23 protein-coding genes and 1 pseudogene are annotated in these 26,687 nt (G+C 43.5%); 13 read left to right on the forward strand and 11 right to left on the reverse strand.

The features are described 5' to 3' along the window. The 4 genes and pseudogenes from ftsY to rpoH all read left to right on the forward strand — a co-directional run. Window positions 1-954: pseudogene (gene ftsY / locus NLG07_RS04445) on the forward strand (signal recognition particle-docking protein FtsY); the annotation flags it as partial. Next, complete coding sequence (ftsE, locus tag NLG07_RS04450) at window positions 951-1,661, forward strand: cell division ATP-binding protein FtsE (protein ID WP_254856493.1); 711 nt, start codon at window positions 951-953, stop codon at window positions 1,659-1,661. The pseudogene ftsY and the gene ftsE, both read left to right, overlap by 4 nt. Next, window positions 1,658-2,638 carry a permease-like cell division protein FtsX gene (ftsX, locus tag NLG07_RS04455; RefSeq protein WP_254856494.1) on the forward strand — a complete coding sequence of 327 codons (981 nt, stop codon included), beginning with the start codon at window positions 1,658-1,660 and terminating at the stop codon, window positions 2,636-2,638. Before ftsE ends, ftsX begins: the two co-directional genes overlap by 4 nt. Before the next feature lie 125 nt (window positions 2,639-2,763). Continuing rightward, window positions 2,764-3,612: an RNA polymerase sigma factor RpoH gene (gene rpoH / locus NLG07_RS04460; RefSeq protein ID WP_254856495.1), complete on the forward strand. Its 849-nt coding sequence runs from the start codon at window positions 2,764-2,766 to the stop codon at window positions 3,610-3,612. A gap of 65 nt (window positions 3,613-3,677) precedes the next feature. On the opposite strand, the gene NLG07_RS04465 is transcribed toward rpoH, so the two are convergent. The 3 genes from NLG07_RS04465 to pip are packed head-to-tail and all read right to left on the reverse strand — an operon-like array spanning window position 3,678 to window position 6,012. Next, complete coding sequence (locus NLG07_RS04465; protein WP_254856496.1) at window positions 3,678-4,580, reverse strand: bifunctional GNAT family N-acetyltransferase/hotdog fold thioesterase; 903 nt, start codon at window positions 4,578-4,580, stop codon at window positions 3,678-3,680. A gap of 2 nt (window positions 4,581-4,582) precedes the next feature. Further along, window positions 4,583-5,026 carry a D-aminoacyl-tRNA deacylase gene (gene dtd, locus NLG07_RS04470; protein ID WP_254856497.1) on the reverse strand — a complete coding sequence of 148 codons (444 nt, stop codon included), beginning with the start codon at window positions 5,024-5,026 and terminating at the stop codon, window positions 4,583-4,585. 23 nt (window positions 5,027-5,049) lie between these two features. Continuing rightward, window positions 5,050-6,012 carry a prolyl aminopeptidase gene (gene pip, locus NLG07_RS04475; protein WP_254856498.1) on the reverse strand — a complete coding sequence of 321 codons (963 nt, stop codon included), beginning with the start codon at window positions 6,010-6,012 and terminating at the stop codon, window positions 5,050-5,052. A 78-nt stretch (window positions 6,013-6,090) separates the two neighbouring features. Between pip and NLG07_RS04480 the strand changes: the two genes are divergently transcribed. Continuing rightward, entirely contained in the window at window positions 6,091-6,327 is a 237-nt protein-coding gene (locus NLG07_RS04480) for a hypothetical protein (RefSeq protein ID WP_254856499.1), read from the forward strand. 34 nt (window positions 6,328-6,361) lie between these two features. On the opposite strand, the gene NLG07_RS04485 is transcribed toward NLG07_RS04480, so the two are convergent. Together NLG07_RS04485 and metF are read right to left on the reverse strand one after the other, a co-directional pair. Beyond that, on the reverse strand, window positions 6,362-7,219 hold the full coding sequence (locus NLG07_RS04485; protein ID WP_254856803.1) for a virulence factor BrkB family protein: 858 nt from the start codon (window positions 7,217-7,219) through the stop codon (window positions 6,362-6,364). 104 nt (window positions 7,220-7,323) lie between these two features. Next, window positions 7,324-8,205 carry a methylenetetrahydrofolate reductase gene (gene metF / locus NLG07_RS04490; RefSeq protein WP_254856500.1) on the reverse strand — a complete coding sequence of 294 codons (882 nt, stop codon included), beginning with the start codon at window positions 8,203-8,205 and terminating at the stop codon, window positions 7,324-7,326. A gap of 151 nt (window positions 8,206-8,356) precedes the next feature. On the opposite strand from metF, the gene metJ reads away from it, so the two are divergent. Further along, window positions 8,357-8,677, forward strand: coding sequence for a met regulon transcriptional regulator MetJ (gene metJ / locus NLG07_RS04495; protein ID WP_254856804.1), 321 nt, complete (start codon window positions 8,357-8,359; stop codon window positions 8,675-8,677). Window positions 8,678-8,682: 5 nt separating this feature from the next. Here metJ and NLG07_RS04500 read toward each other — a convergent pair whose 3' ends face one another. After that, complete coding sequence (locus NLG07_RS04500) at window positions 8,683-9,927, reverse strand: malic enzyme-like NAD(P)-binding protein (protein WP_254856501.1); 1,245 nt, start codon at window positions 9,925-9,927, stop codon at window positions 8,683-8,685. A 175-nt stretch (window positions 9,928-10,102) separates the two neighbouring features. Continuing rightward, complete coding sequence (gene rpmE, locus NLG07_RS04505) at window positions 10,103-10,315, reverse strand: 50S ribosomal protein L31 (RefSeq protein WP_254856502.1); 213 nt, start codon at window positions 10,313-10,315, stop codon at window positions 10,103-10,105. Between the two features lie 153 nt (window positions 10,316-10,468). Between rpmE and NLG07_RS04510 the strand changes: the two genes are divergently transcribed. From NLG07_RS04510 to gtfA, 5 genes are all read left to right on the forward strand, one after another. Beyond that, the gene (locus NLG07_RS04510; RefSeq protein WP_254856503.1) at window positions 10,469-12,697 is read left to right on the forward strand and encodes a primosomal protein N'; all 2,229 of its coding nucleotides are present in this window, start codon (window positions 10,469-10,471) and stop codon (window positions 12,695-12,697) included. 48 nt (window positions 12,698-12,745) lie between these two features. Further along, window positions 12,746-13,312, forward strand: coding sequence for an SPOR domain-containing protein (locus NLG07_RS04515; protein ID WP_254856504.1), 567 nt, complete (start codon window positions 12,746-12,748; stop codon window positions 13,310-13,312). Window positions 13,313-13,382: 70 nt separating this feature from the next. Continuing rightward, window positions 13,383-13,907, forward strand: coding sequence for an ATP-dependent protease subunit HslV (gene hslV, locus NLG07_RS04520; RefSeq protein WP_254856505.1), 525 nt, complete (start codon window positions 13,383-13,385; stop codon window positions 13,905-13,907). 32 nt (window positions 13,908-13,939) lie between these two features. Continuing rightward, window positions 13,940-15,268: an HslU--HslV peptidase ATPase subunit gene (gene hslU / locus NLG07_RS04525; protein WP_254856506.1), complete on the forward strand. Its 1,329-nt coding sequence runs from the start codon at window positions 13,940-13,942 to the stop codon at window positions 15,266-15,268. A 131-nt stretch (window positions 15,269-15,399) separates the two neighbouring features. Next, the gene (gene gtfA, locus NLG07_RS04530) at window positions 15,400-16,860 is read left to right on the forward strand and encodes a sucrose phosphorylase (protein WP_254856507.1); all 1,461 of its coding nucleotides are present in this window, start codon (window positions 15,400-15,402) and stop codon (window positions 16,858-16,860) included. 1 nt (window position 16,861) lies between these two features. Here gtfA and NLG07_RS04535 read toward each other — a convergent pair whose 3' ends face one another. Next, the gene (locus NLG07_RS04535; protein ID WP_254856508.1) at window positions 16,862-17,893 is read right to left on the reverse strand and encodes a LacI family DNA-binding transcriptional regulator; all 1,032 of its coding nucleotides are present in this window, start codon (window positions 17,891-17,893) and stop codon (window positions 16,862-16,864) included. Window positions 17,894-18,101: 208 nt separating this feature from the next. Here NLG07_RS04535 and NLG07_RS04540 point away from each other — a divergent pair, with 208 nt between their 5' ends. After that, window positions 18,102-18,998 carry an FAD:protein FMN transferase gene (locus NLG07_RS04540; protein ID WP_254856509.1) on the forward strand — a complete coding sequence of 299 codons (897 nt, stop codon included), beginning with the start codon at window positions 18,102-18,104 and terminating at the stop codon, window positions 18,996-18,998. A 7-nt stretch (window positions 18,999-19,005) separates the two neighbouring features. On the opposite strand, the gene NLG07_RS04545 is transcribed toward NLG07_RS04540, so the two are convergent. The 3 genes from NLG07_RS04545 to NLG07_RS04555 form a co-directional block, all read right to left on the reverse strand. Further along, on the reverse strand, window positions 19,006-22,317 hold the full coding sequence (locus NLG07_RS04545) for an amidohydrolase family protein (RefSeq protein WP_254856510.1): 3,312 nt from the start codon (window positions 22,315-22,317) through the stop codon (window positions 19,006-19,008). Window positions 22,318-22,345: 28 nt separating this feature from the next. Then, window positions 22,346-23,695 carry a glutathione-disulfide reductase gene (gorA, locus tag NLG07_RS04550; RefSeq protein WP_254856511.1) on the reverse strand — a complete coding sequence of 450 codons (1,350 nt, stop codon included), beginning with the start codon at window positions 23,693-23,695 and terminating at the stop codon, window positions 22,346-22,348. Window positions 23,696-23,809: 114 nt separating this feature from the next. Next, window positions 23,810-24,418: a hypothetical protein gene (locus tag NLG07_RS04555; RefSeq protein ID WP_254856512.1), complete on the reverse strand. Its 609-nt coding sequence runs from the start codon at window positions 24,416-24,418 to the stop codon at window positions 23,810-23,812. Between the two features lie 185 nt (window positions 24,419-24,603). Here NLG07_RS04555 and prlC point away from each other — a divergent pair, with 185 nt between their 5' ends. Continuing rightward, window positions 24,604-26,655 carry an oligopeptidase A gene (gene prlC, locus NLG07_RS04560; RefSeq protein WP_254856513.1) on the forward strand — a complete coding sequence of 684 codons (2,052 nt, stop codon included), beginning with the start codon at window positions 24,604-24,606 and terminating at the stop codon, window positions 26,653-26,655. Window positions 26,656-26,687: the final 32 nt, after the last annotated feature.

Here is a 26,687-nt window from a genome sequence, read left to right on the forward strand (position 1 = left end):
GAAAAAAAAGGTCTGTTTGCGTCACTCTCCGAGCGTCTATCCCGGACTAGAGCAAACATTGGTAGTGGTTTTAGGTCACTTTTTAGTGGTCGAAACATTGATGATGATTTGTACGAAGAGCTCGAAACTCAGCTTTTGGTTGCCGATGTTGGCATGACAACCACTCAAAACATTATTGAACATTTAACTCAACATGCTGACAAATCGGCGTTAAAAGATGCTGATGCCCTTTTTGTTGAACTCAAATCTTATATGGCAGAATTACTCGCAAATGTAGAAGCGCCACTCGATACGCAAAACACAGAAGGTCCATTTGTTATTTTGATGGTGGGTGTCAATGGTGTGGGCAAAACCACAACGATTGGTAAGATGGCGAAACAATTTCAAGCACAAGGCAAAAAAGTCATGTTAGCTGCCGGTGATACCTTCCGTGCTGCTGCTGTGGAGCAACTACAGGTATGGGGTGAACGCAACGAGATCCCTGTTATCGCTCAGCAAACCGGTTCTGATAGTGCTTCAGTTTTATATGACGCCTTAAATGCTGCACAAGCACGTGGCATAGATGTTCTGATTGCTGATACCGCAGGTCGCTTGCAAAACAAAGATCATTTAATGCAAGAACTAGAGAAAGTTGTGCGTGTGATGCGCAAACTAAATCCTAACGCACCACACGAAATAATGCTCACATTAGATGCTGGGACTGGACAAAACGCCATTAGCCAAGCGAAGTTATTTAACGATGCGGTAGGTCTAACAGGTATTAGTCTGACAAAACTCGACGGTACTGCTAAAGGCGGGGTCATTTTTCCCATTGCTGAGCAGTTCTCATTGCCTATTCGTTATATTGGTGTGGGCGAGGGGATTGATGATCTGCGTCCTTTCCATGCACAAGAATTTATTGACGCTTTATTTGATGCTCCTGAGTCAGCTGAGGAAATCGAAACGCAATTATGATCAAATTTGCCAACGTCAGCAAAACTTATAGCGGTGGGCAAATTGCCCTACAAAAAGTCAATTTTGAGCTCGAGGCCGGAGAGATGGCATTTTTGACAGGTCACTCCGGCGCGGGCAAATCTACCATTCTTAAACTCATTAGTCTAATGGAGCGCCCCAGTGTCGGCGAAGTCTTTATCAATGGGCATGTTCTCAATCAGTTACGGCGCAAAGATATTCCCTATGTGAGACGAGATATTGGTATGATCTTCCAGTCACACCAATTACTGATGGACCGTACAGTATTTGATAATGTCGCGTTGCCTCTCGTGATTGAAGGATATTCACGCAAGCACATTGTACGACGGGTATCAGCTGCTCTTGAATTAGTAGGCTTGCGCCACAAACAAGAGCTATCGCCGAAAATGTTGTCAGGTGGTGAGCAACAACGCGTTGGTATAGCTCGAGCTATCGTTAACAACCCTCCATTATTACTAGCTGATGAGCCGACGGGGAATTTGGATCCTAAATTGTCTTTAGAAATTTTCCATTTGTTCGAACAGTTAAATAACCGCGGCATGAGTATTTTTATTGCGACACATGATTTGGGCTTAATTGCACGTATGAAGCATCGCACGCTTACCCTAAATCAAGGTCGTATGATTGAAGATGCCTTACAGGATGATATGTATGGGGTGACCACTAAGTTGCCAGGTGACATGCGATGAGCTTACTTTTTCAAGGTCGCGAAACGACACCAAAACTTCGCAAGCAATCGTTATGGCAACGCATACGAGGTGGTTTTACTAATCATATTCGACAAATTTTGGCCTCATTAGGGGAATTATGGCGCACCCCGCTGGCATCGATTATGACTATTGCTGTATTGGGATTGAGTATCACTTTGCCTAGTACGTTGTACATCTTAGTAAAAAATAGCTCTCAAGTGACGGCGGGTTGGGGGCAAGCAGGTGAAATCTCACTTTATCTTAAAGAACAAACGACCTTAGAGCAGGCCAATGGTACCTTGCTCAGTGTGCGTTTGATGACAGAGATTGCAGACGTAGAGCTGATCACTGCGGAACAGGCGCTTTTCGATTTTGAAGCACAATCAGGGCTAACCAACACCCTTTCATACTTAGACGAAAACCCATTGCCTCATGTACTGGTTGTCACACCAAAACGTGAACATCTCGCACCGACGGCAGCTGAACATTTGTTAGAGCGCTTAGAGCGTTTAACGCACGTGGACTTTGGCAAATTGGATATAGAATGGTTAAAGAGACTCACCGCTATTTTATCTATTGCCAGTGACATAGTATGGATTATTGCCCTATTGCTCTGTATTTCCGTCGTGTTGATCATTGGCAACACTATTCGCTTAAATATATTGAACCAGCGTGAAGAAATCATCGTAATGAAGCTCGTTGGTGCAACTGATAATTTTATACGTTTTCCTTTTTTGTACACCGGTATTTGGTACGGATTACTAGGAGGGTTAATGGCGTGGTTCCTTGTGGTATTTATTTTATGGTGGATACAATCTGGAATTGAAGCGTTAGCAGAACTTTATCAGGCAGATTTTGTGCTTAGCGGTCTCGATCTTACGGCACTCACTGTAATATTAGGACTAGCAGTGATGTTGGGATTACTCGGTTCCTATATTTCAGTGCAAAAGCACATTAAAGAAATTGAACCCAAATAGTGAAACTAAACTAAGACTGAACAGGTTTCTTAAAAAACAAAGCATTTTAACGATATACCGATAAAAAGTTTTATTCTTCAGAATTATTTGCTATATTTTTCGTAATATCTATAAGAGGTTTTACAATGACACAATCAATGCAAATGACCTTAGCATTACCACAAAGTGGAAGCATTGAAAGCTATGTACAATCTGTTTCTACTATTCCAATGCTCAGCGCTGACGAAGAGCGTGATTTAGCTGAGCGTTTATATAATGAAGGTGATTTAGAAGCCGCACGTCAACTTGTTATGTCGCATTTGCGCTTTGTCGTGCATATTGCCAAATCTTATGCAGGCTACGGTTTACCTCAAGCGGATTTGATCCAAGAAGGTAACATAGGCTTGATGAAAGCGGTCAAACGCTTTGACCCAAGTGTCGGTGTGCGTCTCGTCTCTTTTGCGGTACACTGGATTAAAGCAGAGATCCACGAATTTGTGCTTAAAAACTGGCGCATCGTGAAAGTTGCTACGACCAAAGCACAGCGTAAGTTGTTCTTCAATCTTAGAAAAGCCAAGAAACGCTTAGGTTGGTTTACGCATGAAGAAGTTCAAAAGGTAGCTGAAGAGCTTGGTGTAAGCGAAAAAGAAGTGTTACAGATGGAAGCTCGAATGGGCTCTCAGGATGCTGCATTTGATTTAAACGATAGCGATGACGATGATAGCAATTTTGCTCCAGCTCAATACCTAGAAGACAAATCAGCAAGCGTAGAAGAAACTGTTATCAATGCGGATTACGATGCCAATGCGTCTAAGCGCTTGTATTCAGCAATTAAAACGCTAGATGAGCGCTCGCAAGAAATCATCGAAACGCGTTGGTTGGCTGATGATAAGATGACGTTACAAGATCTAGCAGCTAAATATAATGTTTCTGCTGAACGTGTTCGTCAAATTGAAAAGAACGCAATGAAAAAGATCCAGGCAGCAATGGCCTAAAATAATGCAAACTACTCCAAAAAAGGTCGCGGATTGCGGCCTTTTTCGTTTTTTAGATATGGCATTTATTCTTTTACTGGCAACACCCAATACACACCTTTAAATTCGGCTACTGGTTGCTGTCCATCTAGAATCTGTACAGATAATTCAATCCGCGTCTTATCGCCTTTCGATAAAGGGCTAAAATCACCGTGTAAGGTATCCAAATCGGCAATACCTCTTGGCTGCGAAGTCACTGGCTTGTGATAATGAATTTGTCCATCACCTAACACAATATCGCCTTCAAATGCATTTTGTTGAAGTTGCAAATGAATTAAGCCCCAGCCAGTGAGCGTGGCGAGTGAGTAAATACTTCCTGCAAACATACTGCCGTGTAAGTTGATATTCTTGTTGAGCGAGGCTCGTACCTCAAGGGTCAACCCATCGTATTGATAGACTTGAATACCCATTTGCTCACTGATGGGGATTGTTGTCTGCCAGGTGTGTTGCAATTGCTCACACCATTTGGGATGCATTAAAATGCGTTGGGTAGTGCCAAGGTGTTTTACCATTTGGATGCGTTTGAGTTTGATTAAATCCTTGGGCGCAGATTCTTGTTTTTTGTACCCACATGAGGCGAAAAACGCTTCGGAAGTTTCCAAGCTATTCGTCACAGCTCTGACCGCACCTTGGCTAATTGCGTAATTTTCTAACGCAGCAATGATAACTCGTCCTAACCCTTTACCATGAGCGGCAAAATCGACCGCAATATGCCTGATCTGCACTTCATCTGCTGTATTAAAATGCAGTCTACCGACGGCGACGATTTCATTATTCGCATTGATGACCATGCGATGATGGGCCACAGCGTCGTATTCGTCTTTTTCTGAACCAAGAGGGAGATTAAAAGGCTCACGTAAAATTCGCCAGCGAAACTGAAAATAACGTTCGAGCAGCTCATCGCTCTTTGGGGTGAGTACCTTGTACATGTCTATTCCATGTTGAGTGTAAAAGTCACAGGGCCGTCGTTGACCAATGCAACTTGCATATCCGCACCGAATTGACCGGTTTGTATTGTACACTGAGTTTGTGACTTAATGGTAGCTACAAAGTGATCGTAAAGTTGTTGGCCTAACTCGGGTGAAGCACCTCGAGAAAAGCCTGGACGATTACCTTTTAGGGTGTCGGCTACCAAAGTAAACTGTGAGACGATCAGGATATCTCCTGAAATTTGTTCAATGTTGAGATTCATTTTACCCTGTTCATCACTGAACATACGAAATTTAAGAATTTTTTGTAGCAGTTTCTCTGCCGTTACTTCTGTATCAGTCGCCTCAACTCCGAGTAAAATCAACATACCGTGATTGATTTGCGCAATGCGTTTTGTAGCAACGGTCACAGACGCGTTTTGTACTCGTTGAATCAGTGCAATCATGTCATTCCTTGCGTAATAATCAGTTAAATAAGTTTGGCCATAAGATCCGTTGCATCTTTTAATGCAGCAGCAATGTTAGGCTCTGAAGTACTGTGACCTGCATCAGGAACAATATTCAGCGTACTGTTTGGCAAAGCTTGCTGTAATAAATATGACGCTTCGAGTTTGCAAATCATATCATAACGCCCATGGACTATATAAACAGGTAGTTCTGAAAGGGTAGCAACGTTGTGCAATATGTAGTTTTCAGAGATAAAACAATTATTTTTTAAATAATGACATTCAAGTGTGGCGAGGCTGGATACTTGCTGCAAATCATAATTGGTTAATGGATCGTCATAAGGGTGTTGAATTCGAGAGATACGCTCTTCCCAGCCATACCAAGCGCGTAACGCATCGGTTTGTAGGAATTTGTTTTTTTGGTTAAAGCGCGCTTCAAACAACTCGCACACCTCACGGGTTGAAGTGGTTTTATCAATTAACATGTCTTGAGTAAAGGCTTCATAGTGTTCTGGGTAAAGCTGCGCTGCACCACCTTTGGGAGAGAGAAACCAGTCTATATCTTCTTCTCGGGCTAGAAACACACCACGAAGTACCAAACCTAATACGGTTTTTGGTGTGCGAATCGCTGCTAATAAAGCCAAAGTTGCGCCCCAACTGCCTCCAAATAAGAGCCATCTATCCACATGGCAGTGCTGCCGAATTACTTCAATATCTGCCAGTAAATCTTCGGTTGTATTATCACGTGTCTCGGCTAATGGGGTAGATTGGCCGGAACCACGCTGGTCAAACGCAATGATCCGGTAAATATCAGGATTAAACATCGATGAATAGTTTGGGCCTAATCCGCCACCAGGACCGCCATGGAGATATAACACTGGGATGCCATCGGGATTACCCGTTTCTTCAATATGCAAAGTATGAATATCCGAAACTGATATGGTGTAGCTTTTATAGGGTGCAGTAATCGGATATAAGTAATTCATTGCTATTGTATTTTTTATTGTTTTGGACTAATTTTAAGTCACGTATAATGATGCACAAACCATATCAAGGAAATTACTATGTCACAACAAGGTTCAGGGGGCAATGTTATCGCCGCTATTTGTAATGTTTTCATTCCTGGTTTAGGTCAACTGGTACAAGGAAGACTTGGCGCAGCGATTTTATTTTTTGTCGTATGCGCAGTCTGTTATGCACTCAGCGCGACATTAATTTTAATTTTTATGTGGCCTGTAGGGGCTCTGTTTCACCTTTGGTCAATAATCAGTGCAGCTAGATACAATCCCAATCACATATGATTGACTAACTTACAAGGACGTTACATATGAAAAACTAAGTGTTTTTCTCTTTGTTCTCATCGAGGTCAAGGAATTTGGCCTCTTTGACTGAGCAAGTGAATTCCGCACCGATCAACACCACTATCCAAGACAAATAAACCCATACGAACAAAATAGGAATGACCGCCAGGGCACCATAAATCAGCTCATAGGAAGGGAAATTTTTGACGTATAAAGCAAATCCTTTTTTACTGAGTTCAAATAAGAAGGTTGATAAAATCGCTCCAGCCAAAGCGTGTTTGAATTTCACGCGAGTGTTAGGTACCAACATAAAAATGATCAAAAATGCAATTAACGCCAACAAACTGGGTACCCATTTAAGCAAAAAAGTACCCAACCCTGCTGTGTACTCTTCAGCGACTGCGGCAAAACCTAACAAGTAAGTACTTACGACAACACTAGCTCCAATTAAGATTGGCCCAAGTGTGATAATCATCCAGTATATTGCAAAGGTAAAGACCGCAGGTCGAGTCTTGCGGGTACGCCAGATTACATTCAATGTTTTATCGATATTGCTGATCAAAAGCAGTGCGACGACAAGTAGAGAGATGATGCCGATTGCGCCCATTTCACTTGCGTTACCCACAAATTCAGTGACGTATCGTTGCACAACATCGCCAGAAGTGGGCACAAAATTGTTAAAGATAAAATCTTCCAATACTTGGCGCACACTAGCAAAGGCTGGAAAGGCACTTAAAATGGTAAAGAACACCATAATAAATGGTACTAATGACAACAAAGAGACGTACGCAAGGTGTCCAGCTGAAACCGTAATCTTGTCTTCTTGACAGCGTTTAACAAAATAACTAAGAAGATTTTGTAATTTAGGAAATGTCGTGCGTTGTAAAAGCATCCATGCTTTTTGCCATGTGTTCATTATTTGACTTAAAAATTCATTGACTAATGAATAGCTTAGCAGACATCTCTGCTAAGCGACAAACACATTACACAATTCTTTTAGGCGCGTAAGCCAAGCATATGGCAAATGGCATAACTCAATTCACTGCGATTGAGGGTATAGAAGTGAAAGTGTTTTACGCCTTCACGAGCGAGGATTTTAACTTGATCCATCGCGATACTGGCGGCCAATAAATTGCGGGTCGTTTGGTCAGCGTCATCTAGGCCATCGTACATTTTGTGTAACCAGTTAGGTACGTGCACATTAGTAAAGTTGGCAAACCTTAGTAACGTTTGATAATTAGTCACTGGTAAAATCCCTGGAACAATATCAATATCAATACCAGCGGCAGCAGCGCGGTCGCGGAATCGCAAATAATGAGAGGAATCAAAAAAGAACTGAGTGATGGCTTCAGTTGCTCCTGCTTCGGCCTTGCGTTTTAAATTGAGCAAATCAAATTGTGCATTAGGTGCTTCAGGATGCGTTTCAGGATAAGCGGCAACGGAAATATCAAAATCAGCTACGTCCTTGAGTAAAGCAACCAAATCTGATGCATACATATCTGGCTTATCCATGCCATCGGGCAAGTCACCGCGCAGTGCCACGATGCGTCTGATCCCGTTGTCCCAATATTCTTGCGCGATTTGGGTTAATTCTTCACGTGATGCATCCACACAGGTCAAATGCGGAACGGCTGCAATTCCCATGTCGTTTTGAATGCGTTTTACCACATTGTGGGTTTTGTCACGTTCACCACTGTTAGCACCATAAGTCACGGACATATATGATGGTTTCAACGGCGCAAGTCGTTCGACAGACTTCCATAGCATGGTTTCCATCTTCTCGTTACTCGGTGGGAAAAATTCAAAAGACACCTGAATATCACGTAATTCTGACAAAGACTGGTTGAGAAGATCTATGCCTTGAGCATAAGAAACCATGAGTGAACTCCAAAAAAAGGGTATACAATAGACGTTTAGACGTCTAAACTACGAGATATTAGTGGTTCGGTCAAGCAAAATCATCCGTTGTTAGACTAAAACCGTATTCTGAAAATATATAATAAATATAAAAACACGATAAGGCAGTATGATGGCAACTTGGAATGGTAAATACATACACCCCTACGCAGAGCACGGTAAGAAAGCCGAGCAAGTCAAAAAAGTTACAGTCTCAATACCGATTAATGTGCTTAAAGTGTTGACCGATGAACGAACCAGACGTCAAGTAAATAATTTGCGTCATGCCACTAACTCTGAGCTGCTATGTGAGGCCTTTTTGCATGCGTTTACGGGGCAGCCGCTGCCCAACGATGATGACTTAGCTAAAGAAAATCCCCATCGCATACCAGCTGAGGCGAGAACCTTGATGGAGCAAATGGGGATGCTAGAGGTGGAGGAAGTCGAAAAATAATCGGCTTATTCCATATATCCTTCCGGTAATTCTTCTAAGAATGCCACGCCTGAGTCAATTGCAGCTTGGGCAACTGCTTTAGCGATACGTGAGCATAATCTCGGATCCATTGGTTTTGGAATAATGTAATCGCGACCAAATTCTAAAGACGACGAATTACTTGCTACCAAGACCTCTTCTGGAACCGGTTCTTTAGATACCGCACGCAAGGCTTCTACTGCAGCAACTTTCATTTCATCATTAATGGCATTAGAACGAACATCTAGTGCTCCACGAAAGATAAACGGGAAACACAATACGTTGTTGACCTGATTGGGGTAATCAGAACGGCCTGTGGCCATAATTAAATCAGAACGCGTGGCATGAGCGAGTTCAGGCTTGATTTCCGGATCTGGGTTTGAGCAGGCAAACACAACTGGATTTGGCGCCATCAAAGAAAGTGTTTCAGCTGGCAGGACATCAGGCCCTGATAAGCCTAGGAACACATCGGCTCCGTCCATTACATCTTCAAGTGTGCGTTTGTCAGTGTTATTGGCAAAAGCAAGTTTGTGCTCAGGTAAGTTTTCACGACGGGTGTGGATCACACCATTGCGGTCAATCATGTAGACTTTTTCACGTTGTGCACCACACTTGATCAATAGCTCCATACACGCAATCGCAGCTGCCCCTGCGCCCATACACACAAAACGTGCGTCTGCAATGGCTTTGCCTTGGATCTCTAATGCGTTCAGCATACCTGCTGCCGTAACAATAGCAGTGCCGTGCTGGTCATCATGAAAAATTGGGATCTTACAACGTTTCTGTAATTCGCGCTCAATTTCAAAACACTCAGGTGCTTTGATATCTTCGAGGTTAATGCCACCAAAGGTATCTGCGATATTCGCTACCGTGTTAATAAATTCTTCGGTGGTACGGTGATTGACCTCAATATCTATCGAGTCCAATCCTGCAAAGCGTTTAAACAACAACGCTTTACCTTCCATTACTGGTTTGGATGCCAGCGGCCCTAAGTTCCCTAATCCCAAAATAGCGGAACCATTTGAAATGACCGCAACCATATTACCTTTGGCCGTGTATTTGTAAGCCATGTTTGGGTCGTCAGCAATTTCACGAACGGGCTCAGCAACACCCGGACTATATGCTAAGGCTAGGTCATTGACCGTTTCAGCTGGTGTAGTTAATTCAACGCTAATTTTTCCTGGGGTAGGGAGGGCGTGGTAGTCTAACGCCTGTTGACGGAAATCCGACATCTCGATGGGCATCCTTATATAGGGTATTGAGAAATAACGCCTTGAGGCAAATAACGTATTATTTTTATTGTTGTGAAGGTAAATGTAACACACCCAAAACAAAATGTAAGAGGCAAAAAACAGTAAGCACAAAAAAAGCGTCATATAGACGCTTTTTTTGTATAAGACATTGGGCTTACTTAGATTTAAGTGCACCAAAACGCTTGTTGAAGCGGTCAACACGACCACCTGTATCAACGTTACGTTGCTTACCAGTATAAAATGGGTGACAAGCTGAACAAACGTCCAAGTTTAAGTCTTTACCAACCGTAGAACGGATTTTGATGACGTTACCGCAAGAACAGTTCGCAGTAATTTCTTCGTAGTTAGGATGAATACCTGTTTTCATGGGTTACTCCAATATAGAAGCCGTATCGCTATAAGATCTAGGCATACCTAATCAAACACCATACGCTAATAAAAATTATGACAAGTAATTAAACTTGCCGTTTAGGGTCGCGCATATTAAAGTAATCTGTCTTTTGGATCAAGTGTTTATTCAATGCACATCTATGCAGTAGCGATTCCAGTTCCCCTGTATAAAACGTTTCACTACACCAGTACTGAGACGCTGATTGTGGGTGCGCGCGTGGAAGTGAACTTTGCCAGTCGTCGCATGGTCGGGATTGTGTGGCAAGAGACCGATGTCCATGAAATCGAGGCAAATATATTCAAAAAGCTTAAACCGATTATTCGCTTGCTTGATCAATCCCCTATTTTTGATGCTACTTGGCGTAGATTATTGCAATGGTTAGCCGAATATTATCAACACCCTCTTGGTGAGGTATGTCAGACAGCACTCCCCGTCGCGCTACGCAAGCCGAAGGGAAGTAGTCAATTTCCCGCACAGACGTATCTTAAGCTTACTGCAAAATTTCAAGCGCAATGGGACGATATTGGGGATGCGGGAACGATTTTCAAAAATACCGGTCATCGAGCCGCTAGCCAGCAACAAGCACTGTTTAGCGAGATAGCTCAAGGCGCAAAAGTACTGACAGACATTCGTCAGTCTTATACCAAACCAACTCTGGATGGTCTTAAGCAAAAAGACATGATTACAGAATTTTCAGCGCCGGTCGTTGCCGGCGTCTGGCATCGTTCTACTGATTATTGGGAAACCTTATCACATGCCCGAGCAAATGTTGAACAAGCTCTTGCGATCACGGGGATAACCGCACAATTGGAACAATATGGGGCGTTTTTACTTGAAGGCATTACCGGCAGTGGCAAAACGGAAGTGTATTTGCAAATTATTGCTCACGTTCTAGCGAGAGGACAGCAAGTGTTAATCCTGGTACCAGAGATAGGGTTAACGCCACAGACGGTGTCACGTTTTGAACAGCGCTTTGGTATCGAAGTAGGAGTAATTCATTCAGGCTTAACTGACACAGCTCGTTTAACCGTCTGGCAAAAGGCAAGAGCTGAGCAAATTGGTCTGGTGATCGGTACACGCTCTGCGATTTTTACCCCTTTACCTGCTTTGGGAATGATCATCATTGATGAAGAACACGATGAATCTTTTAAACAACAAGATGGTCTTAAGTATCACGCTCGAGCATTAGCAACCATGATTGCGCATAAACGCAATATTCCTCTATTGCTGGGGACAGCCACCCCAACGGCTGAGACATTGCTCAATGCGCAAACGGGCAAATATCAGCATTTTACTTTGCAACAACGTGCAGGTGGAGCGGTGCCTGCGACCTTGCGTCTGGTCGATACATCGCAAGTTACTTTGACGTCAGGCTTGGCGGATGAAACGCTAAAAACCATGCAGCAGCATCTCAATGCAGGGAATCAAGTGTTGGTATTTCTCAATCGCAGAGGGTATGCGCCAGCCGTGGTTTGCCAGCAATGTGGATACGCTCAAGAATGCCGTTCCTGTGATAAACCATTTACTTATCATCGCGCCAAAAGCAAGCTGATTTGTCATCATTGCACGGAACAAGTCAACCTATATCAGACCTGCATGCATTGTGGGCATCACACTATGCAAACTGAAGGGATCGGCACGGAACAATTGACTGCGCAAATAGATGCGTTGTTTCCTCACCACCGAACCATACGAATAGATTCCGATGCGATGCGGGGAAAAGATGTATTGAGTAACACCCTTGATGCAATCAATGCCAACGATTATCAAATTTTGGTGGGCACTCAGATTTTGGCCAAAGGACATCACTTTGCTAATGTCACTTGTGTGGTTATCATGGATGTCGATACGGCGCTTTTTTCGCCTGATTTTCGTGCCACTGAAAAATTAGCGCAGTTGATCACTCAAATCTCGGGACGAGCTGGGCGTGCAACCAAACCCGGAGAAACTTTGTTGCAGACTGCGCAACCAGGACACCCACTCATCCAAGATTTATTACACAATGGGTATGGTCATTGTATACGCACGATTTTGCATGAGCGTCAGGCGAACCATTTACCGCCCTTTACCCATCAAGCATTGATTCGAGCTGAGGATCCAGACGTAAGTAAGTGCTTGCGTTTATTGCATTTTGCAATGCAACAATGCGAACAACTACAATCGCTGATGCTTCTTGGGCCGTTACCGTGTTTGATAGAAAAGCGTCAGTCTCGGTATCGGTATCAATTGTTGTTACAAGCTGAGCAACGAGGGTACTTGCAAGGTGTGTTAAAACAATTAACGCCTTCAATTCAAGAGCTTGCACAAGAATTGCGCATTCGCTGGTCAGTTGATGTGGATAATATAGATTTTAGTTAAGAGGTTGGTACAATACCAAAGTCTTTCACAATTTGAGCTGTAACCTTCATGGCGACTCGAGATTACGTCAACCGTCAACCTAAACCGCGCAAACCTAAAAAGAATGAACAACAACAGCGAAAAGTTTCGATAATACGGATCACGATGACCTTTTTGGTATTGTTTGGGTTTATTGGTGGGTTATACTGGTTGAGTCAACAACCTCTTGAGCAAGGCAGCGCTGATGAGCCTAATGAAACTTCTGTTCCCAAGCAATCGCCTGCAGAGAAACCGGCACAATCTGTTACCGACGAACCGTTACCTGAGCTACCCCAAGAAGAGTGGGAATTTATTAAAATTTTGCCAGGCTATGAGGTTGAAGTCGATGTTGAAGCGATCACATCCGATAAGCTATTTTTGATGCAATGTGGCTCGTTCCGACAATTCGAACAAGCTGACTCGATGAAAGCGACGATGGCCTTGGCTGGTCTTGAACCTCAAATACGCGGTTCCAACAATGGTTGGTATCGAGTAATACTAGGTCCGTATGATTCCAGACGTGATGCCGAGAAAGACCGTCACAAACTGCAAGGCGTCAATATTCATAGTTGCAAGATTTGGTTATGGAATTTGTAGCTTAAACAAAACTTGAAAATCTGATAATCATCCTTACTTAATACAAATAGTTCATAAGTAAGGAATCAATGTGACCACAATCGTATCGGTAAGACGTGGCAATCAAGTTGTCGTTGCTGGTGATGGCCAAGTGTCTCTTGGCAACACTGTAATGAAAGGCAATGCGCGCAAAGTTCGTCGCATTTACAAAGACAAAGTTATCGCAGGTTTTGCTGGAGGCACAGCTGATGCCTTCACTTTGTTTGAACGTTTTGAAGCAAAACTCGAATTGCACCAAGGTCATCTCATCAAAGCGGCTGTTGAATTGGCCAAAGATTGGCGAACAGATAGGATGTTGCGTCGCCTAGAAGCGATTTTAGTGGTTGCTGATCACAGTGCATCTTTGATGATCACGGGAAACGGCGACGTGATCCAAACCGATCATGACCTTATCGCTACTGGTTCAGGTGGACCATTTGCGCAAGCTGCTGCAACGGCATTATTTCACAACACAGAATTAAGTGCGCAAGAGATTGCAACCAAAGCGCTCACAATCGCAGGTGATATTTGCGTGTATACCAATCATTCTCAGACGGTTGAAATCCTAGATTATTAATTCAGCCATCTACTTTTACAGGAAACCTAATTATGTCAGAAATGACTCCGCGTGAAATTGTTCACGAACTTGATAGCCATATCATCGGCCAACAAGACGCAAAACGCGCAGTATCAATCGCTCTGCGTAATCGCTGGCGTCGAATGCAGCTTCCATCTGAACTGCGCCAAGAAGTCAGCCCAAAGAATATCCTGATGATTGGTCCAACAGGCGTCGGCAAAACCGAGATTGCTCGTCGCTTAGCAAAACTGGCCAATGCGCCTTTTGTCAAAGTTGAGGCGACTAAATTTACGGAAGTCGGTTATGTGGGTAAAGAAGTTGAGTCGATTATTCGCGATTTGACAGACATAGCAGTCAAAATGGTCAAAGAGCAAGCGATGCAAAAGGTACGTTTTCGTGCCGAAGAAGCGGCGGAAGAAAAAATTTTGGACATCCTGATCCCACCCCCAGAAAATATTTTTGGTGAAAAAGAAGATGTGGACAACAACAGTACACGTCAAACGTTTCGTAAAAAATTACGCGAAGGGAAACTAGACGACAAAGAAATCGAGATTGATGTTGCGCTACCTCAAGTTGGAGTCGAAATTATGGCTCCTCCTGGTATGGAAGAAATGACCAATCAATTACAAGGTATGTTCCAAAACCTCTCTGGCGATAAGAAGAAAAAGAAAAAACTCCCGGTCAAAGAAGCCTTGAAGTTATTAGTCGAAGAAGAAGCGGCGAAACTCGTTAATCAAGATGATTTAAAACAAGATGCAATTGATGCTGTTGAGCAAAATGGCATTGTGTTTATCGATGAAATCGACAAGATCTGTAAGAGTGAAGGCAAAAGCAGCGCTGATGTGTCACGTGAAGGTGTTCAGCGAGACTTACTACCAATTGTCGAAGGTTCCACGGTTTCAACAAAACACGGTATGGTCAAAACAGATCATATTTTGTTTATTGCATCCGGTGCGTTCCAAATGAGTAAGCCGTCTGATTTGATTCCAGAATTACAAGGTCGTTTACCCATCAGAGTTGAGCTATCGGCTTTAAGCGTAGAGGACTTTACTCGTATCTTAACTGAACCGAATGCCTCGTTAACTGAGCAGTATATTGCTTTATTAGGGACCGAAGGGGTCAAGCTCAGTTTTGATGAATCTGGGATCCAGCGTATTGCTGAAGTCGCTTGGCAGGTTAATGAAAAAACAGAAAACATTGGAGCTCGTCGTCTGCACACTGTGATGGAGCGCTTAATGGAAGAAATTTCCTTTGTGGCGAGTGAAAAGGATGGTGAATCTCTGTTAATTGATAAAGCCTACGTCGACGAGCATCTAGAAATGCTTGCGGATAATGAAGATTTGAGTCGCTACATACTATAGCGATAAATAGTCACCTCCCAGAGTGATGAAACCGCTGATGACGAAAGTCTGAAGCGGTTTTTTGTTAACAAAACTTGAAATTTATTTTTCTCACGGTAAACTTAAACGATTAAGTTTTGTCGTGAAAAATTATGAAATACCAAAATAAAGTACAGCTAATCACTTATGTTGATCGTTTAAGTGGGGGCACTGTTCAGCAATTACATCAAATGTTAAAAGAATGTTTCCCTAACGTGTTTGGTGGAATTCATTTGTTGCCGTTTTACAACCCCATTGACGGGGAAGATGCTGGGTTTGATCCAATTGATCACACATCAGTGGACGCTCGATTGGGTAACTGGGATGATGTGCAAGCTTTAGGACAAGACTTTGATTTGATGGCTGACATGATTGTCAATCACATGTCGGCGCAATCGATACCGTTTCAGGACGTCTTAGCAAAAGGTAAAGATTCTACCTATTGGGATTTGTTTTTAACCAAACAAAAGGTGTTTGGTGACAAACCCAATCCCGATGATATTGCAAATATATTTCGTCCAAGACCAACGTCACCTTTTACTAAAATGACTTTAGGCGATGGCTCAGAAGCTGACTTTTGGACAACATTTACAGCAAATCAGATCGATATTGATGTTGCTTCTGAACAGGGTAAAGCGTACCTAGATGGGATTTTGACAACGTTTTCGCGTAATAATATTAAACTGATCCGCCTTGATGCTGCCGGTTATGCCATAAAACAGGCTGGCACAAATTGCTTTATGATGCCCCAAACGTTTGCATTTATTGAAGCATTATCTTCTCGAGCAGAAGCATTGGGTATGACATGCTTGGTTGAAATCCATTCCTACCACAAGATCCAATGCGAAATCGCCAAGCGCTGTTCTCTAGTTTATGATTTTGCCCTACCTCCTTTGGTTCTGCATGCAATGAATACCAAAGACCTAGCACCACTTGCAACGTGGCTTGAAATGTCCCCGCGAAACTGTGTAACCGTATTGGATACCCATGACGGGATTGGCATTGTGGATGTTGGTGCCAATGGAGATGAACCTGGCTTATTAACTCCAGAACAAATCGATACATTAGTGGAAAGTATTCATGACCAATGTGCTGGAGAAAGCCGAGCGGCCACAGGGTCTGCGGCAAATAACGTTGATTTGTATCAAGTGAATTGTACGTATTACAGTGCGTTAGGCTGCGATGATTATCGTTACTTGTTGTCTCGTGCGATTCAGTTTTTCTGCCCAGGCATCCCGCAAGTATATTATACAGGGTTATTAGCACTGCCGAATGACATGGACTTGTTAGCCAAATCTCAAGTTGGACGTGACATAAACCGCAGTTATTTGGATTTGGCAAAAGTACAACAACACGCGCAAAAGTCCGTCGTGCAAGCGTTACTTAAATTAATTCAAAAGCGCAATCAAAACGATGCTTTTGCTGGCGAGTTTAGCCAAGTTATGACAGATGAGCGGTATTCCATGCGGTGGGCAAATGGAACCCAGGTTGCTCGGCTGGATATTGATTTGGCCACGCTGAATGCGCATGTCGCTTTTGATAGCGAAGTGATTGAATTACGCAGTTGGCTGTAAGTTATCCGTTGGTCGGGCACGAATCGCCAAAATGCAGAGCAAAGGGTAGTAATTGGGACTCTTTGCTTTGCTTTAACAGCATGATGGCAGCACGTTCACCTTTGCTGTCTGAATTTTGTACCACGGTAGTTAGATTAGGGTGAAAGCGTTGGCCTTCATTAGTTCCATCAAAGCCGACTACTCTAATATCATCCGGTACCGATAACCCCATCTCAATCGCTTCGCGAATAAAATAGACCGCAATTAAGTCTGACATACAGTAAACAATGGTGGGACGAGGCTGATTGGATAACACTTCTTTGGCCGCCCGAACGGCAAAGGATTCGATATTTTCAGGGATACTCCACAGCTGTCCATAATTAAAATCAACGCCGCATTCTGCAAACGCTTTTTCGTAACCAAGTAGTCTGCGTCGGCTGATGGATGTGACTGGATCAATCATAGGAACATCATAGATCCGACAAGTCAGCTGAGTTTCAATTAAGCGCAAACCAATAACGGCGACCACATCATCCGCTCGAATGGTTTGTTTGACTAATTGATAACACGCCTCAATATTATCGATATTGACGGATGGGTAATCGTCAATATTAAAGTCCACAGTAACGACTGGCTTTGTCGTTTTTCTTAAGGCATCAATTAAATTGGGATTGGTAGGAGAGCCATAACACAAATACCCGTCGACAAAATCGTTGACGTTATTGAGATCATCACCGGCACCTGAAACCAACAGAAGCTGTTGACCGTTGGCCTCTAAACACTGGGATACACCGCTAATAAAAGTAGACGCAACTGCATCATTAACGGTATACGAGATACTGTTGGCTAAAACTAACCCTACAATACTGGTTTTTCCTCGACGCAGTGACCGAGCTGCTTTATTGGGTCCGGTATAGCCAAGTTCTTCACAACGCTCGAGGATTTCTAGTCGTTTAGCCTTAGATAATTGATTGGGTTTGTTGAAGGCGTTGGATATGGTCGCGGTAGACACACCTAATTCTTCAGCTACAGATTTTAAGGTGAGTTTTTTCACGAGACGGACCTTACAGCAAATAGGTTAATTGATTAAGGAAGACAAATACTATTATGTAGCAGATTTAACTTAATCTCCAGTGTTAAATTTTAGTTAATATAATTAACATTTATGTTAGCCATTAGGTAGAGCATGCCAAGAAAAGTTGCAGTGATACTTTTCATACTCTAGTATTGTATGGGTAACATCATCTACAAAATACCGTACCATGCAAGTTAAAGCACGTTCGTTCACCCCTCATTCGGACTATTTTTGTGGTAAATTTGTTGCAATGACCACAAGTTGTGAAGTTTTGATTGAAAGCGAACACGCAGATGTCGCACAAGAAATTGCTGAGGTAATCATCCGTGAGGCCCTTCGGGTAGAGCATAAGTTCTCTCGTTATCGCACCGATAATATTATTCACGAAATCAACCACTCTGGCGGTAATCAAGTTATTCTCGATGTTGAAACACAGTCATTATTGCACCTTGTTGACACCTGTTATGAGCTCAGCGATGGTTTATTTGATATCACCGCAGGTGTATTGAACAAGGTCTGGAGTTTTTCCCCTGATGCGATACCACCAAGTGAAGGGGCTATTAATGAAATGCTTGAGTATGTTGGATGGCATCGTGTGAATTTACGAGAGAACACGATTACTCTGCCAGAGCACATGGCAATTGATTTAGGTGGAATAGCCAAAGAATACGCAGTCGATAGATGCAGTGAAATCTGTCAAGAACGTTGGCCAGATATTTCGGTGCTCATTAATTTCGGTGGGGATGTTGCGGTGTCTAACCCAAGGCATAACGCGAGTTTCTGGCAAGTAGCAATACCCTCTATCGATGCTTGTATTGATACCCCAAGGTTAATTCAATTGTGTAAAGGTGGCATGGCAACGAGCGGAGACTACAAGCGCTATTTAATGCACAATGGGATACGTTACTCGCATATCCTAAATCCCCAAAGCGGTTATGCCTTAACCAATGCTCCTAGAGCCGTCACAGTGTGCGCGGATAATTGTGTTCAAGCTGGTTTGTTATCAATGATGGCGGCCTTCCACGGACCCAATGCACAGGCATTCTTACTCGAACAAGGCGTAGCGCATTGGGTCGTGGATTAACCTTATATTAGTGGCTCCAATGATAATGTTCGGCCTTAGCATGAACAGCTTGTTCGGTGGCCTCTGGCATAAATTGTTTATTCGCGTCTTGGAAGAAAAACGGTTCGGCGCGAAACTCTCCATTTAATTCCTGCATATCTTCGCTGGCAAATACTCGCCCGTTAATCACCGTATGGGTAACATACTCACTGCGTTTGATATCACTTAATACATCGCCATCAATAATGGCTAAATCAGCCAATTTGCCCACTTCGATGCTGCCAATGGCATGATCCATACCTAATGAAATCGCACCATCAATGGTACCACCACGAATTGCTTCCCAAGGTGTAAAGCCGCCTTGAACCATGATCCACAGTTCCCAGTGCGCTGACAACCCTTCGCGTTGACCATGAGGCCCGATGTGCACGCGTACGCCTTCATCACGGAGTGCTTTGGCGTATTTGGAAACTTCTATATGATTGTAGAATGCTTCTGATGTCGTAGGGCGACGCACGGCACGACGGTCAACTAGGGTATGTGGTGTATAGCGCAATAATCGCTCGTTTTCCCATACATTGGTTTTGTCATACCAGTATTCTTCACCCATCATACCACCATAAGCCACCACAAAAGTCGGTGTGTAACCCACATCAGATGCGCTCCATAACTGGGTCATATCGGAATATCCACGGGCAATCGGCAGAGCATGTTCAAGGACAGTATGGCCATCAACAATCATTGACAAATTTTGTTGAAATTTGCCGCCACCCTCTGGCATGACCATCATCTTAAGCTCTTTAGCTGCTTGCAGCACCCATTGTCTTTGATCTCGACGCGGTTGGTTGTAGGATTTTACCGAAATCGCCCCTTGTTCTTTGAGGCGATTAACATGAAAATAGGCATCTTCAAAGTCATTGATAATCGCTTTATAGCCAATCCCTTCGGCACCATACAATATTGTGCCGGTCGAGAATAGACGAGGGCCAACACGTAAACCGGCACGCTGAAGTTCTGCTGCGGCAAAAATTTCTGTTGTATCATTTGATGGGTCGTGCATGGTGGTCACACCAAAAGCAATGTTTGAGAATTGGATCCAGTTTTGTTCTGGAATAATCTCATTGCGTCCTTGTGAACCATGCGCATGTGCATCCACTAATCCTGGAATAACCGTCTTACCAGTCGCATCCAATATTAACGCCTCTTCGGGGATTTGAATGGCATCAGCGGGTCCCACTGCTTCGATGATATTGTCTTTGATCAACACAGTACCGTTATTAATGATTTCTTCTTTACTATCTGCATCGCGCATCGTCACAATAGTGCCACCGACAATAGCAGTGTACCCTTCGGCTTTTTTACTCGCCACATTAAAACTTAAGTTGATCCCTTCAGTCACTGGCTCAGCGGCTTCATCGTTGCCACCGACAAAAGCAAACGCTTCATCCAGACTTTGCTCATATAAAAACGGGCCATGAAACCACGTTAATTTGTCATTATTGGGTGACCAATTGAGATATTCTCCAGCACGGGCACTGATTTGTGTAACGGGTAAGGACGTCATGTTAGGCCCAATGGTAATTCGTTTTCCATTATCGACAAATGGTACAACATAGGTATTGTATTGATATACAAAAGCAAGCCATTGCTTGTCATGCGAAAGTCGATATTCACTGACTTTATCTGCGCCATACGCGTGTTGGCGCAGATCGTCACCTGCCAGATTAACACTCACCAATTCGGTTTCGGTATAAGGGGTCCCAGAAACGAATCGAGTAAAATAAATTCGCTCGTTGCCACCAGCAAAATGTGGTTGCATACCTGATTGACTAACGCGTTGTGTCGTTTGTTTCTGAAGATCCAGTACGTATAAGCCAGGATCAACCGAGTGTGCCGGATCAAGTAAGTAACCACCGGTAAATTTACGATATGCAATGAACTCACCACCGGGAGAAAATGCAGGTTCAACATAATGGCCAGGAGCAGTGGAAACCACTTTGCCTTTGCCGCCACGAGACGATACAACTCGGATAGTGCCCAAGGCCTGGTCGTCCCAGGTGGTGTAAACAATTTGTTTACCGTCATTAGAAAAACGCGGATAAAACTCGTCATGATCATTTTGTTTGGTCAGACGTCGAGTTTTACCATTTTGTAGATCACGAATATAGAGTTTGCCAAGCGCTTGAAATAAAGCGGTTTTGCCGTCTGGAGATTGTTGTGACCAGCGGATCATTTTGACCGGAAATTCATCACTAGCCACATCTACTTTAAAGCGGGCTGCCTTTGCGTGTTGAACCTCGGTTTTTACACTAATATCCAGGGTATTTAATGCTTGAGTCGAGACCGTTAAACGATGGATTTTGCCACCTGTCCAAAACACAATTTGCTGACTATCTGGTGTCCAATCAAAGTAACTGAAGTAGCCTTCAGTGCCAAAGCCCTCTTGCATATCACGTTCAAGGCCAACAAAGACTGGCTGTTCTGTACCATCCTCAATGTTTTTGATAAATAATGCAGTTTGTTCGCGAATGCGTCGCACAAACGCAATGTGCTTTCCATCAGGAGAAGGCGTAGGTACTACTGCACCGCCGGTACCTGAAATATAACGTTCTGTCTCACTAGTTTCGCGGTCAAAGCGAGTGATGGCAAAAATTGATTTGAGCGGGTCGCGATTGTAGTCAAAGCGAAAACCGCCTGTGATGTCTTGAGTGTAATAAATGTAGCGACCGTCAGGTGAAAATGCAGGATCAGCGGTGTTTTTTTGGTCGCGTTTACCATTGCGACGTTCCTGAATGACTAATCCTTCTCCACCGGTGTGATGATACATCCATACTTCGCCTGCGGGAATACTTCGTCCTGACATAATGCCTTTTGTCACTAAAAGATATTGTCCATCTGGTGACCATTTCGGGGCGTGGATCAGATTATTTTTTTCTTTGGTCACTTGGCGCAGATTATTGCCATCAATATCCATGACCCATAGATTGGACAATCCGTCGCGGTCAGAAATAAAGGCAATTTGTGTACCATCTGGACTGACCGCAGGATGGATATTCCAAGCGTAATCTTGAGTCAACGCCCGAGCCTGACCGCCTTCCAACGGCACAATAAAAATATCCCCAAGTGTATCAAAAACAATGGACTTCCCGTCTGGCGTTACATCTAAGCTGGCCCATGTGATTTCATTAGTCTCTATGGTGATCTTTTCTCGCGCATAAGGGGGATCAGTGACGTCCCAGTCAGAGAATCTTTTTGTGTCTGTTGTATCAGCAAAGCAGAGATTTATGCTCAAAAAAGAAAGCGCAAGTCCGCTGTAAAGACTTATCAGGGATTTTTTCATCGGTTTTTCCGTCGTATTGTTATTTTAATTAAGTAAGTGTGACATATTCTTCGGCGCTGGTAGGGTGAATCGCTACGCAGGCATCAAAATCGGCCTTGGTTGCGCCCATTTTAATCGCGACGCCAAAGCCTTGTAAAATTTCATCCATACCATGCCCTATACCGTGAATGCCAACCACTTTTTCATCAGCTCCGGCGCAGATCAGCTTCATTTTGGTCAGTTGTCGATGTCGAGTGACAGCGGTATACATAGCGCCAAAACTGGAATTATACACTTTGACGTTGGGTTCGCCATATTGGGCGATCGCCTCCGCTTCGGTCAATCCCATAGTGCCAATCGGTGGATGTGAAAAGACCACTGTTGGGATCAAACTGTAATCCATCTTAGCATGAACTTGGCCATTGAATAATCGCTCAGACAACAATCGTCCGGCTTTTACCGCAACAGGAGTCAAATCGATTTTGCCGATGTTATCGCCTAAGGCATAAACACCATTTGATGTGGTATTTTGATAATCATCAACTTGGATGTGCCCCGAATCAGTCAACTGAACTTGGGTATTTTCAAGCCCAATATTTTGGGTAGCTGGGGCACGACCAATGGCCCAGATCAAGCTGTCAGTGACAATGCGTTCACCATTGTCGAAAGCGACGGTGAGAGAACCGTCAGAGTTTTGGGTGACCTTTGTCACCTGAGTATACGTCATTAACTGAGGACCGTGCTCTGCCATCATTTCGGTAAGCGTAATGCTGATGGTTTCATCAAATTGACGTAATGGGCGATTTTTACGAACAACCAGCGTCGTTTCAGTGCCTAGCGCATGTAATACTCCAGCAAGCTCCACAGCAATGTATCCAGCACCAACTACCACGGCACGTTTAGGTTGCTCATTAAGAGCAAAGAAGCCGTCGGAAGTGATCCCCAATTCTGCACCTTCTACTTCGGGAATTATTGGATAACCACCCGTGGCGATGCTAATGTGTGGAGCGGTGTAAAGTGCCCCATCTACCTCGATCGTATGATCATCAATAAATCGACCGAAGCCATTGATGACGGTGATCCCATTGTTATCCAACACTCGGTCGTAAGATGCATGAATGCGTTGGATATAGGCTTCACGGGATTCAATGAGAGTTGCCCAAGAAAAATTATTAACGGTGATATCAAAACCATAGTCTTGTGCATACAAATTGATGGCTTCTGCAACCTGAGCGCCAAACCACATGGCTTTTTTGGGTACACAGCCCACATTTACACAGGTACCGCCGATGTGCTTTGCTTCAATCAAAGCGACTTTTTTTCCATGTTTTGCTGCGCGGTTTGCCGAGGCAATACCACCACTTCCACCACCTAAGCAGATGTAGTCATATGTGTGCATGTCGTTGCCTTATAATAAATGTATGAAATTAGTAAATATTCGTTTTAGGTTCATTATGAACGATAAGAACATCTAATAATTACATCAGAGATCAAAAAAGTAAAAGAAAAATGCTTAAGCGACTTCTTGTACAGATGATAGAGTATTGAGCCATTGTGCAAAATGTAAAAAAGTATATTGTGCTCCACGAACCATCTGATCCGCTTCGGTTGTAGTAATCCCCTGATTATCAATTGCTGTAACTATGCGGATAAACTGATGTTTGGTACCAGAGCCATAAATGTTAAGGTAGTTAAGAATATCGTTTCGTTTAAGTTGTTTGACGATGTTGTGACAAGTATCTGGGGCGTTGATCAATAGTGACTCTAACGCAAATACCAGACCATACCAATGAGTTTTCGTCCATGAAATGTGTTCGAGTGCATAGAAGTATTCTTGATGTTTGGTGCGGTATGAAGGGATTTGTGGGTAATCAAGATGCGCAATGTCTTTTTGAATCGCTGGGGTTTTAAACTTGTAGCCAAACATATTGAGAGTGCGCACAGATAGATATTTGGTCAGTTCCAACTCCATATTTAAAAACCAGTAATAATGTGCCGACAAAATACTGTGGTATTTTGGAGCATCTAAGCTAGGGCTCATAAGACCTGACATAAGCTCATGTTGCAATAACGCTTTGTGTTCGGATTCTGTATTATCCGAGAGTAACTGATATAAAGACATAAGGCTAATATTGCCAAAGGTAAATAGGAAAATATTTTACCCTTAAGTTATAGCATTTGATGCCGCATTTACAATGGATTAACAGCAAAAGTAAACTTTAGTCTAAATGTATCTACCCCCTTGTACCTCGGTAATTTAACCCCACTTAAGAATCATAAACACGTTAATATTTTAAGGACTCAAACATGTCGGAACCCTCTTTATCTCATGCGCAAAAATGGACGAACCGCCAAGGTCTTCCTGCGTTCAACGCCATCGAACCGAATGCAATCGTTCAGGTCATTTCAGATGCTATTACTGAATGCAAAAGCAATGTGGAACGAGTGGTCGACAAGCAATCATCCGACTTTGATGAGGTTGTTTTGGCGTTGGATGAGGTTGATACACATCTGAGTAATTTATGGTCGCCTGTTTCGCATATGAATTCTGTTGTTTCAAGCGATGCATTAAGAGAGGCTCATGATTCGTGTTTACCCCTGCTTTCAGAATACGGAACCTGGTTAGGTCAGCACAAAGGATTGTATGAGTGTTATCAAGCGATCGCGAATAGTGACAACTTCGCACAATTAAGCGACGCCCAACGTAAAGTTGTCACCAATGCGATTCAAGAGTTTGAATTATCAGGTGTCGCACTGCCGCAAGCAGAACAGACACGATTTGCTAAGATTCAATCAAGACTATCGGAATTATCCAGTGCTTTTTCCAATAATGTGCTAGACGCAACCATGGCGTATAGTAAACACATTACGGATGAGACCTTGTTAGCGGGTTTACCCGATTCAGCGAAAGCGGCTGCAGCACAAGCGGCAACAGAAAAAGATTTGTCTGGTTGGCTATTTACCTTAGATATTCCTAGTTATCTGCCAGTGATGATGTATGCCGATAATGCCGAGTTGCGAGAGGAACTGTATCGCGCCTATGTAACTCGTGCCTCTGAACAAGGACCCAATGGTGGTCAATTTGATAACACGGATATTATTGTTGAAATACTGGAGCTCCGTCAGCAAAAAGCGGATTTACTTGGGTTTGCAAACTATGCCGAGCTATCGCTTGCGAAGAAGATGGCTGACAATCCGGCTCAAGTCGTCGACTTTTTACAGGATTTAGCAAACAAGTCAAAACCCCAAGCAGAGGCCGATCTAGCTCAAGTACAGGCGTTTGCTTTGGAGCATTACGGCAAAGAAACACTCGAGGCTTGGGATATTGCGTATTATTCTGAAAAGCTAAAGCAAGACCAGTACGCAATTTCGGATGAAACGCTGCGTCCGTATTTTCCTGAGACCAAAGTGATTCCAGGATTGTTCAAAGTCGTCGAGAAGCTCTATGGTTTAGTTATTTCTCAACGCAATGATGTCGATGTATGGCATGACGACGTCAAATTTTATGATATTCATGATGCGCAAGGTGAATTGCGTGGCAGTTTTTATCTAGACCTGTATGCCCGAGCTAAAAAACGCGGTGGCGCATGGATGGACGAATGTCGAGTGCGTCGCACTTGTCAAGACGGTTCACTGCAATACCCAGTGGCGTATTTGACCTGTAACTTTAGTGGCCCGGTGGATGGCAAACCTGCGTGCTTTACACATGATGAAGTGGTGACTCTGTTCCATGAATTTGGTCATGGTATTCATCACATGTTGACCAAAATTGATGTGGCAGGGGTATCTGGAATTAATGGTGTGGCTTGGGATGCGGTGGAACTGCCTAGTCAGTTTTTAGAAAATTGGTGCTGGCAACCTGAGGCATTACAGTTTTTGTCGGGCCATGTTGAAACCGGAGACGCACTGCCGCAAGAGCTTCTGGATAAAATGCTCGCCGCCAAAAATTTCCAATCGGCGATGCAAATGCTGCGTCAGTTGGAATTTAGTCTGTTTGATTTTACTTTGCATATGCAAACACAAAAGGTGGATGTGCAAACGTTTATCAACCAAGTACGCGATGCCGTGAGCGCCCTAAAAGCTCCGGAGTTTAATCGTTTTCAAAACAGTTTTGGGCATATTTTTGCTGGGGGCTATGCGGCCGGATATTACAGCTATAAATGGGCGGAGGTGTTATCGGCAGATGCATTTGCGTCATTTGAAGAAAATGGTATTTTCGACCGTGAAACCGGCAGTGCGTTTTTGCACAACATTCTGGAAATGGGCGGTTCTAAAGAGCCAATGGAATTGTACGTTGCCTTCAAAGGACGTGAGCCTACTGTAGATGCGCTGTTGCGCCACAGTGGAATTGCCGCCTAAACTTTGATCAAAGCTAGGATACACAGCGTAAA

The organism is Alteromonas sp. LMIT006, from assembly GCF_024300645.1.
Classification (GTDB): Bacteria; Pseudomonadota; Gammaproteobacteria; order Enterobacterales; family Alteromonadaceae; genus Opacimonas; species Opacimonas immobilis.

Bases quoted from the DNA above. Each gene is read 5' to 3' on its own strand.
- metF (WP_254856500.1), bottom strand. From the start codon at position 8,205: ATGGTTTCTTATGCTCAAGGCATAGATCTTCTCAACCAGTCTTTGTCA.
- ftsX (WP_254856494.1), top strand. From the start codon at position 1,658: ATGAGCTTACTTTTTCAAGGTCGCGAAACGACACCAAAACTTCGCAAG.
- gtfA (WP_254856507.1), top strand. From the start codon at position 15,400: ATGAAATACCAAAATAAAGTACAGCTAATCACTTATGTTGATCGTTTA.
- dtd (WP_254856497.1), bottom strand. From the start codon at position 5,026: ATGATTGCACTGATTCAACGAGTACAAAACGCGTCTGTGACCGTTGCT.
- NLG07_RS04515 (WP_254856504.1), top strand. From the start codon at position 12,746: ATGGCGACTCGAGATTACGTCAACCGTCAACCTAAACCGCGCAAACCT.
- NLG07_RS04485 (WP_254856803.1), bottom strand. From the start codon at position 7,219: ATGCTTTTACAACGCACGACATTTCCTAAATTACAAAATCTTCTTAGT.
- NLG07_RS04465 (WP_254856496.1), bottom strand. From the start codon at position 4,580: ATGTACAAGGTACTCACCCCAAAGAGCGATGAGCTGCTCGAACGTTAT.
- NLG07_RS04500 (WP_254856501.1), bottom strand. From the start codon at position 9,927: ATGTCGGATTTCCGTCAACAGGCGTTAGACTACCACGCCCTCCCTACC.
- rpmE (WP_254856502.1), bottom strand. From the start codon at position 10,315: ATGAAAACAGGTATTCATCCTAACTACGAAGAAATTACTGCGAACTGT.
- NLG07_RS04555 (WP_254856512.1), bottom strand. From the start codon at position 24,418: ATGTCTTTATATCAGTTACTCTCGGATAATACAGAATCCGAACACAAA.
- NLG07_RS04540 (WP_254856509.1), top strand. From the start codon at position 18,102: ATGCAAGTTAAAGCACGTTCGTTCACCCCTCATTCGGACTATTTTTGT.
- rpoH (WP_254856495.1), top strand. From the start codon at position 2,764: ATGACACAATCAATGCAAATGACCTTAGCATTACCACAAAGTGGAAGC.
- ftsE (WP_254856493.1), top strand. From the start codon at position 951: ATGATCAAATTTGCCAACGTCAGCAAAACTTATAGCGGTGGGCAAATT.
- hslU (WP_254856506.1), top strand. From the start codon at position 13,940: ATGTCAGAAATGACTCCGCGTGAAATTGTTCACGAACTTGATAGCCAT.
- pip (WP_254856498.1), bottom strand. From the start codon at position 6,012: ATGAATTACTTATATCCGATTACTGCACCCTATAAAAGCTACACCATA.
- prlC (WP_254856513.1), top strand. From the start codon at position 24,604: ATGTCGGAACCCTCTTTATCTCATGCGCAAAAATGGACGAACCGCCAA.
- NLG07_RS04480 (WP_254856499.1), top strand. From the start codon at position 6,091: ATGTCACAACAAGGTTCAGGGGGCAATGTTATCGCCGCTATTTGTAAT.
- gorA (WP_254856511.1), bottom strand. From the start codon at position 23,695: ATGCACACATATGACTACATCTGCTTAGGTGGTGGAAGTGGTGGTATT.
- metJ (WP_254856804.1), top strand. From the start codon at position 8,357: ATGGCAACTTGGAATGGTAAATACATACACCCCTACGCAGAGCACGGT.
- NLG07_RS04545 (WP_254856510.1), bottom strand. From the start codon at position 22,317: ATGAAAAAATCCCTGATAAGTCTTTACAGCGGACTTGCGCTTTCTTTT.
- NLG07_RS04510 (WP_254856503.1), top strand. From the start codon at position 10,469: ATGCACATCTATGCAGTAGCGATTCCAGTTCCCCTGTATAAAACGTTT.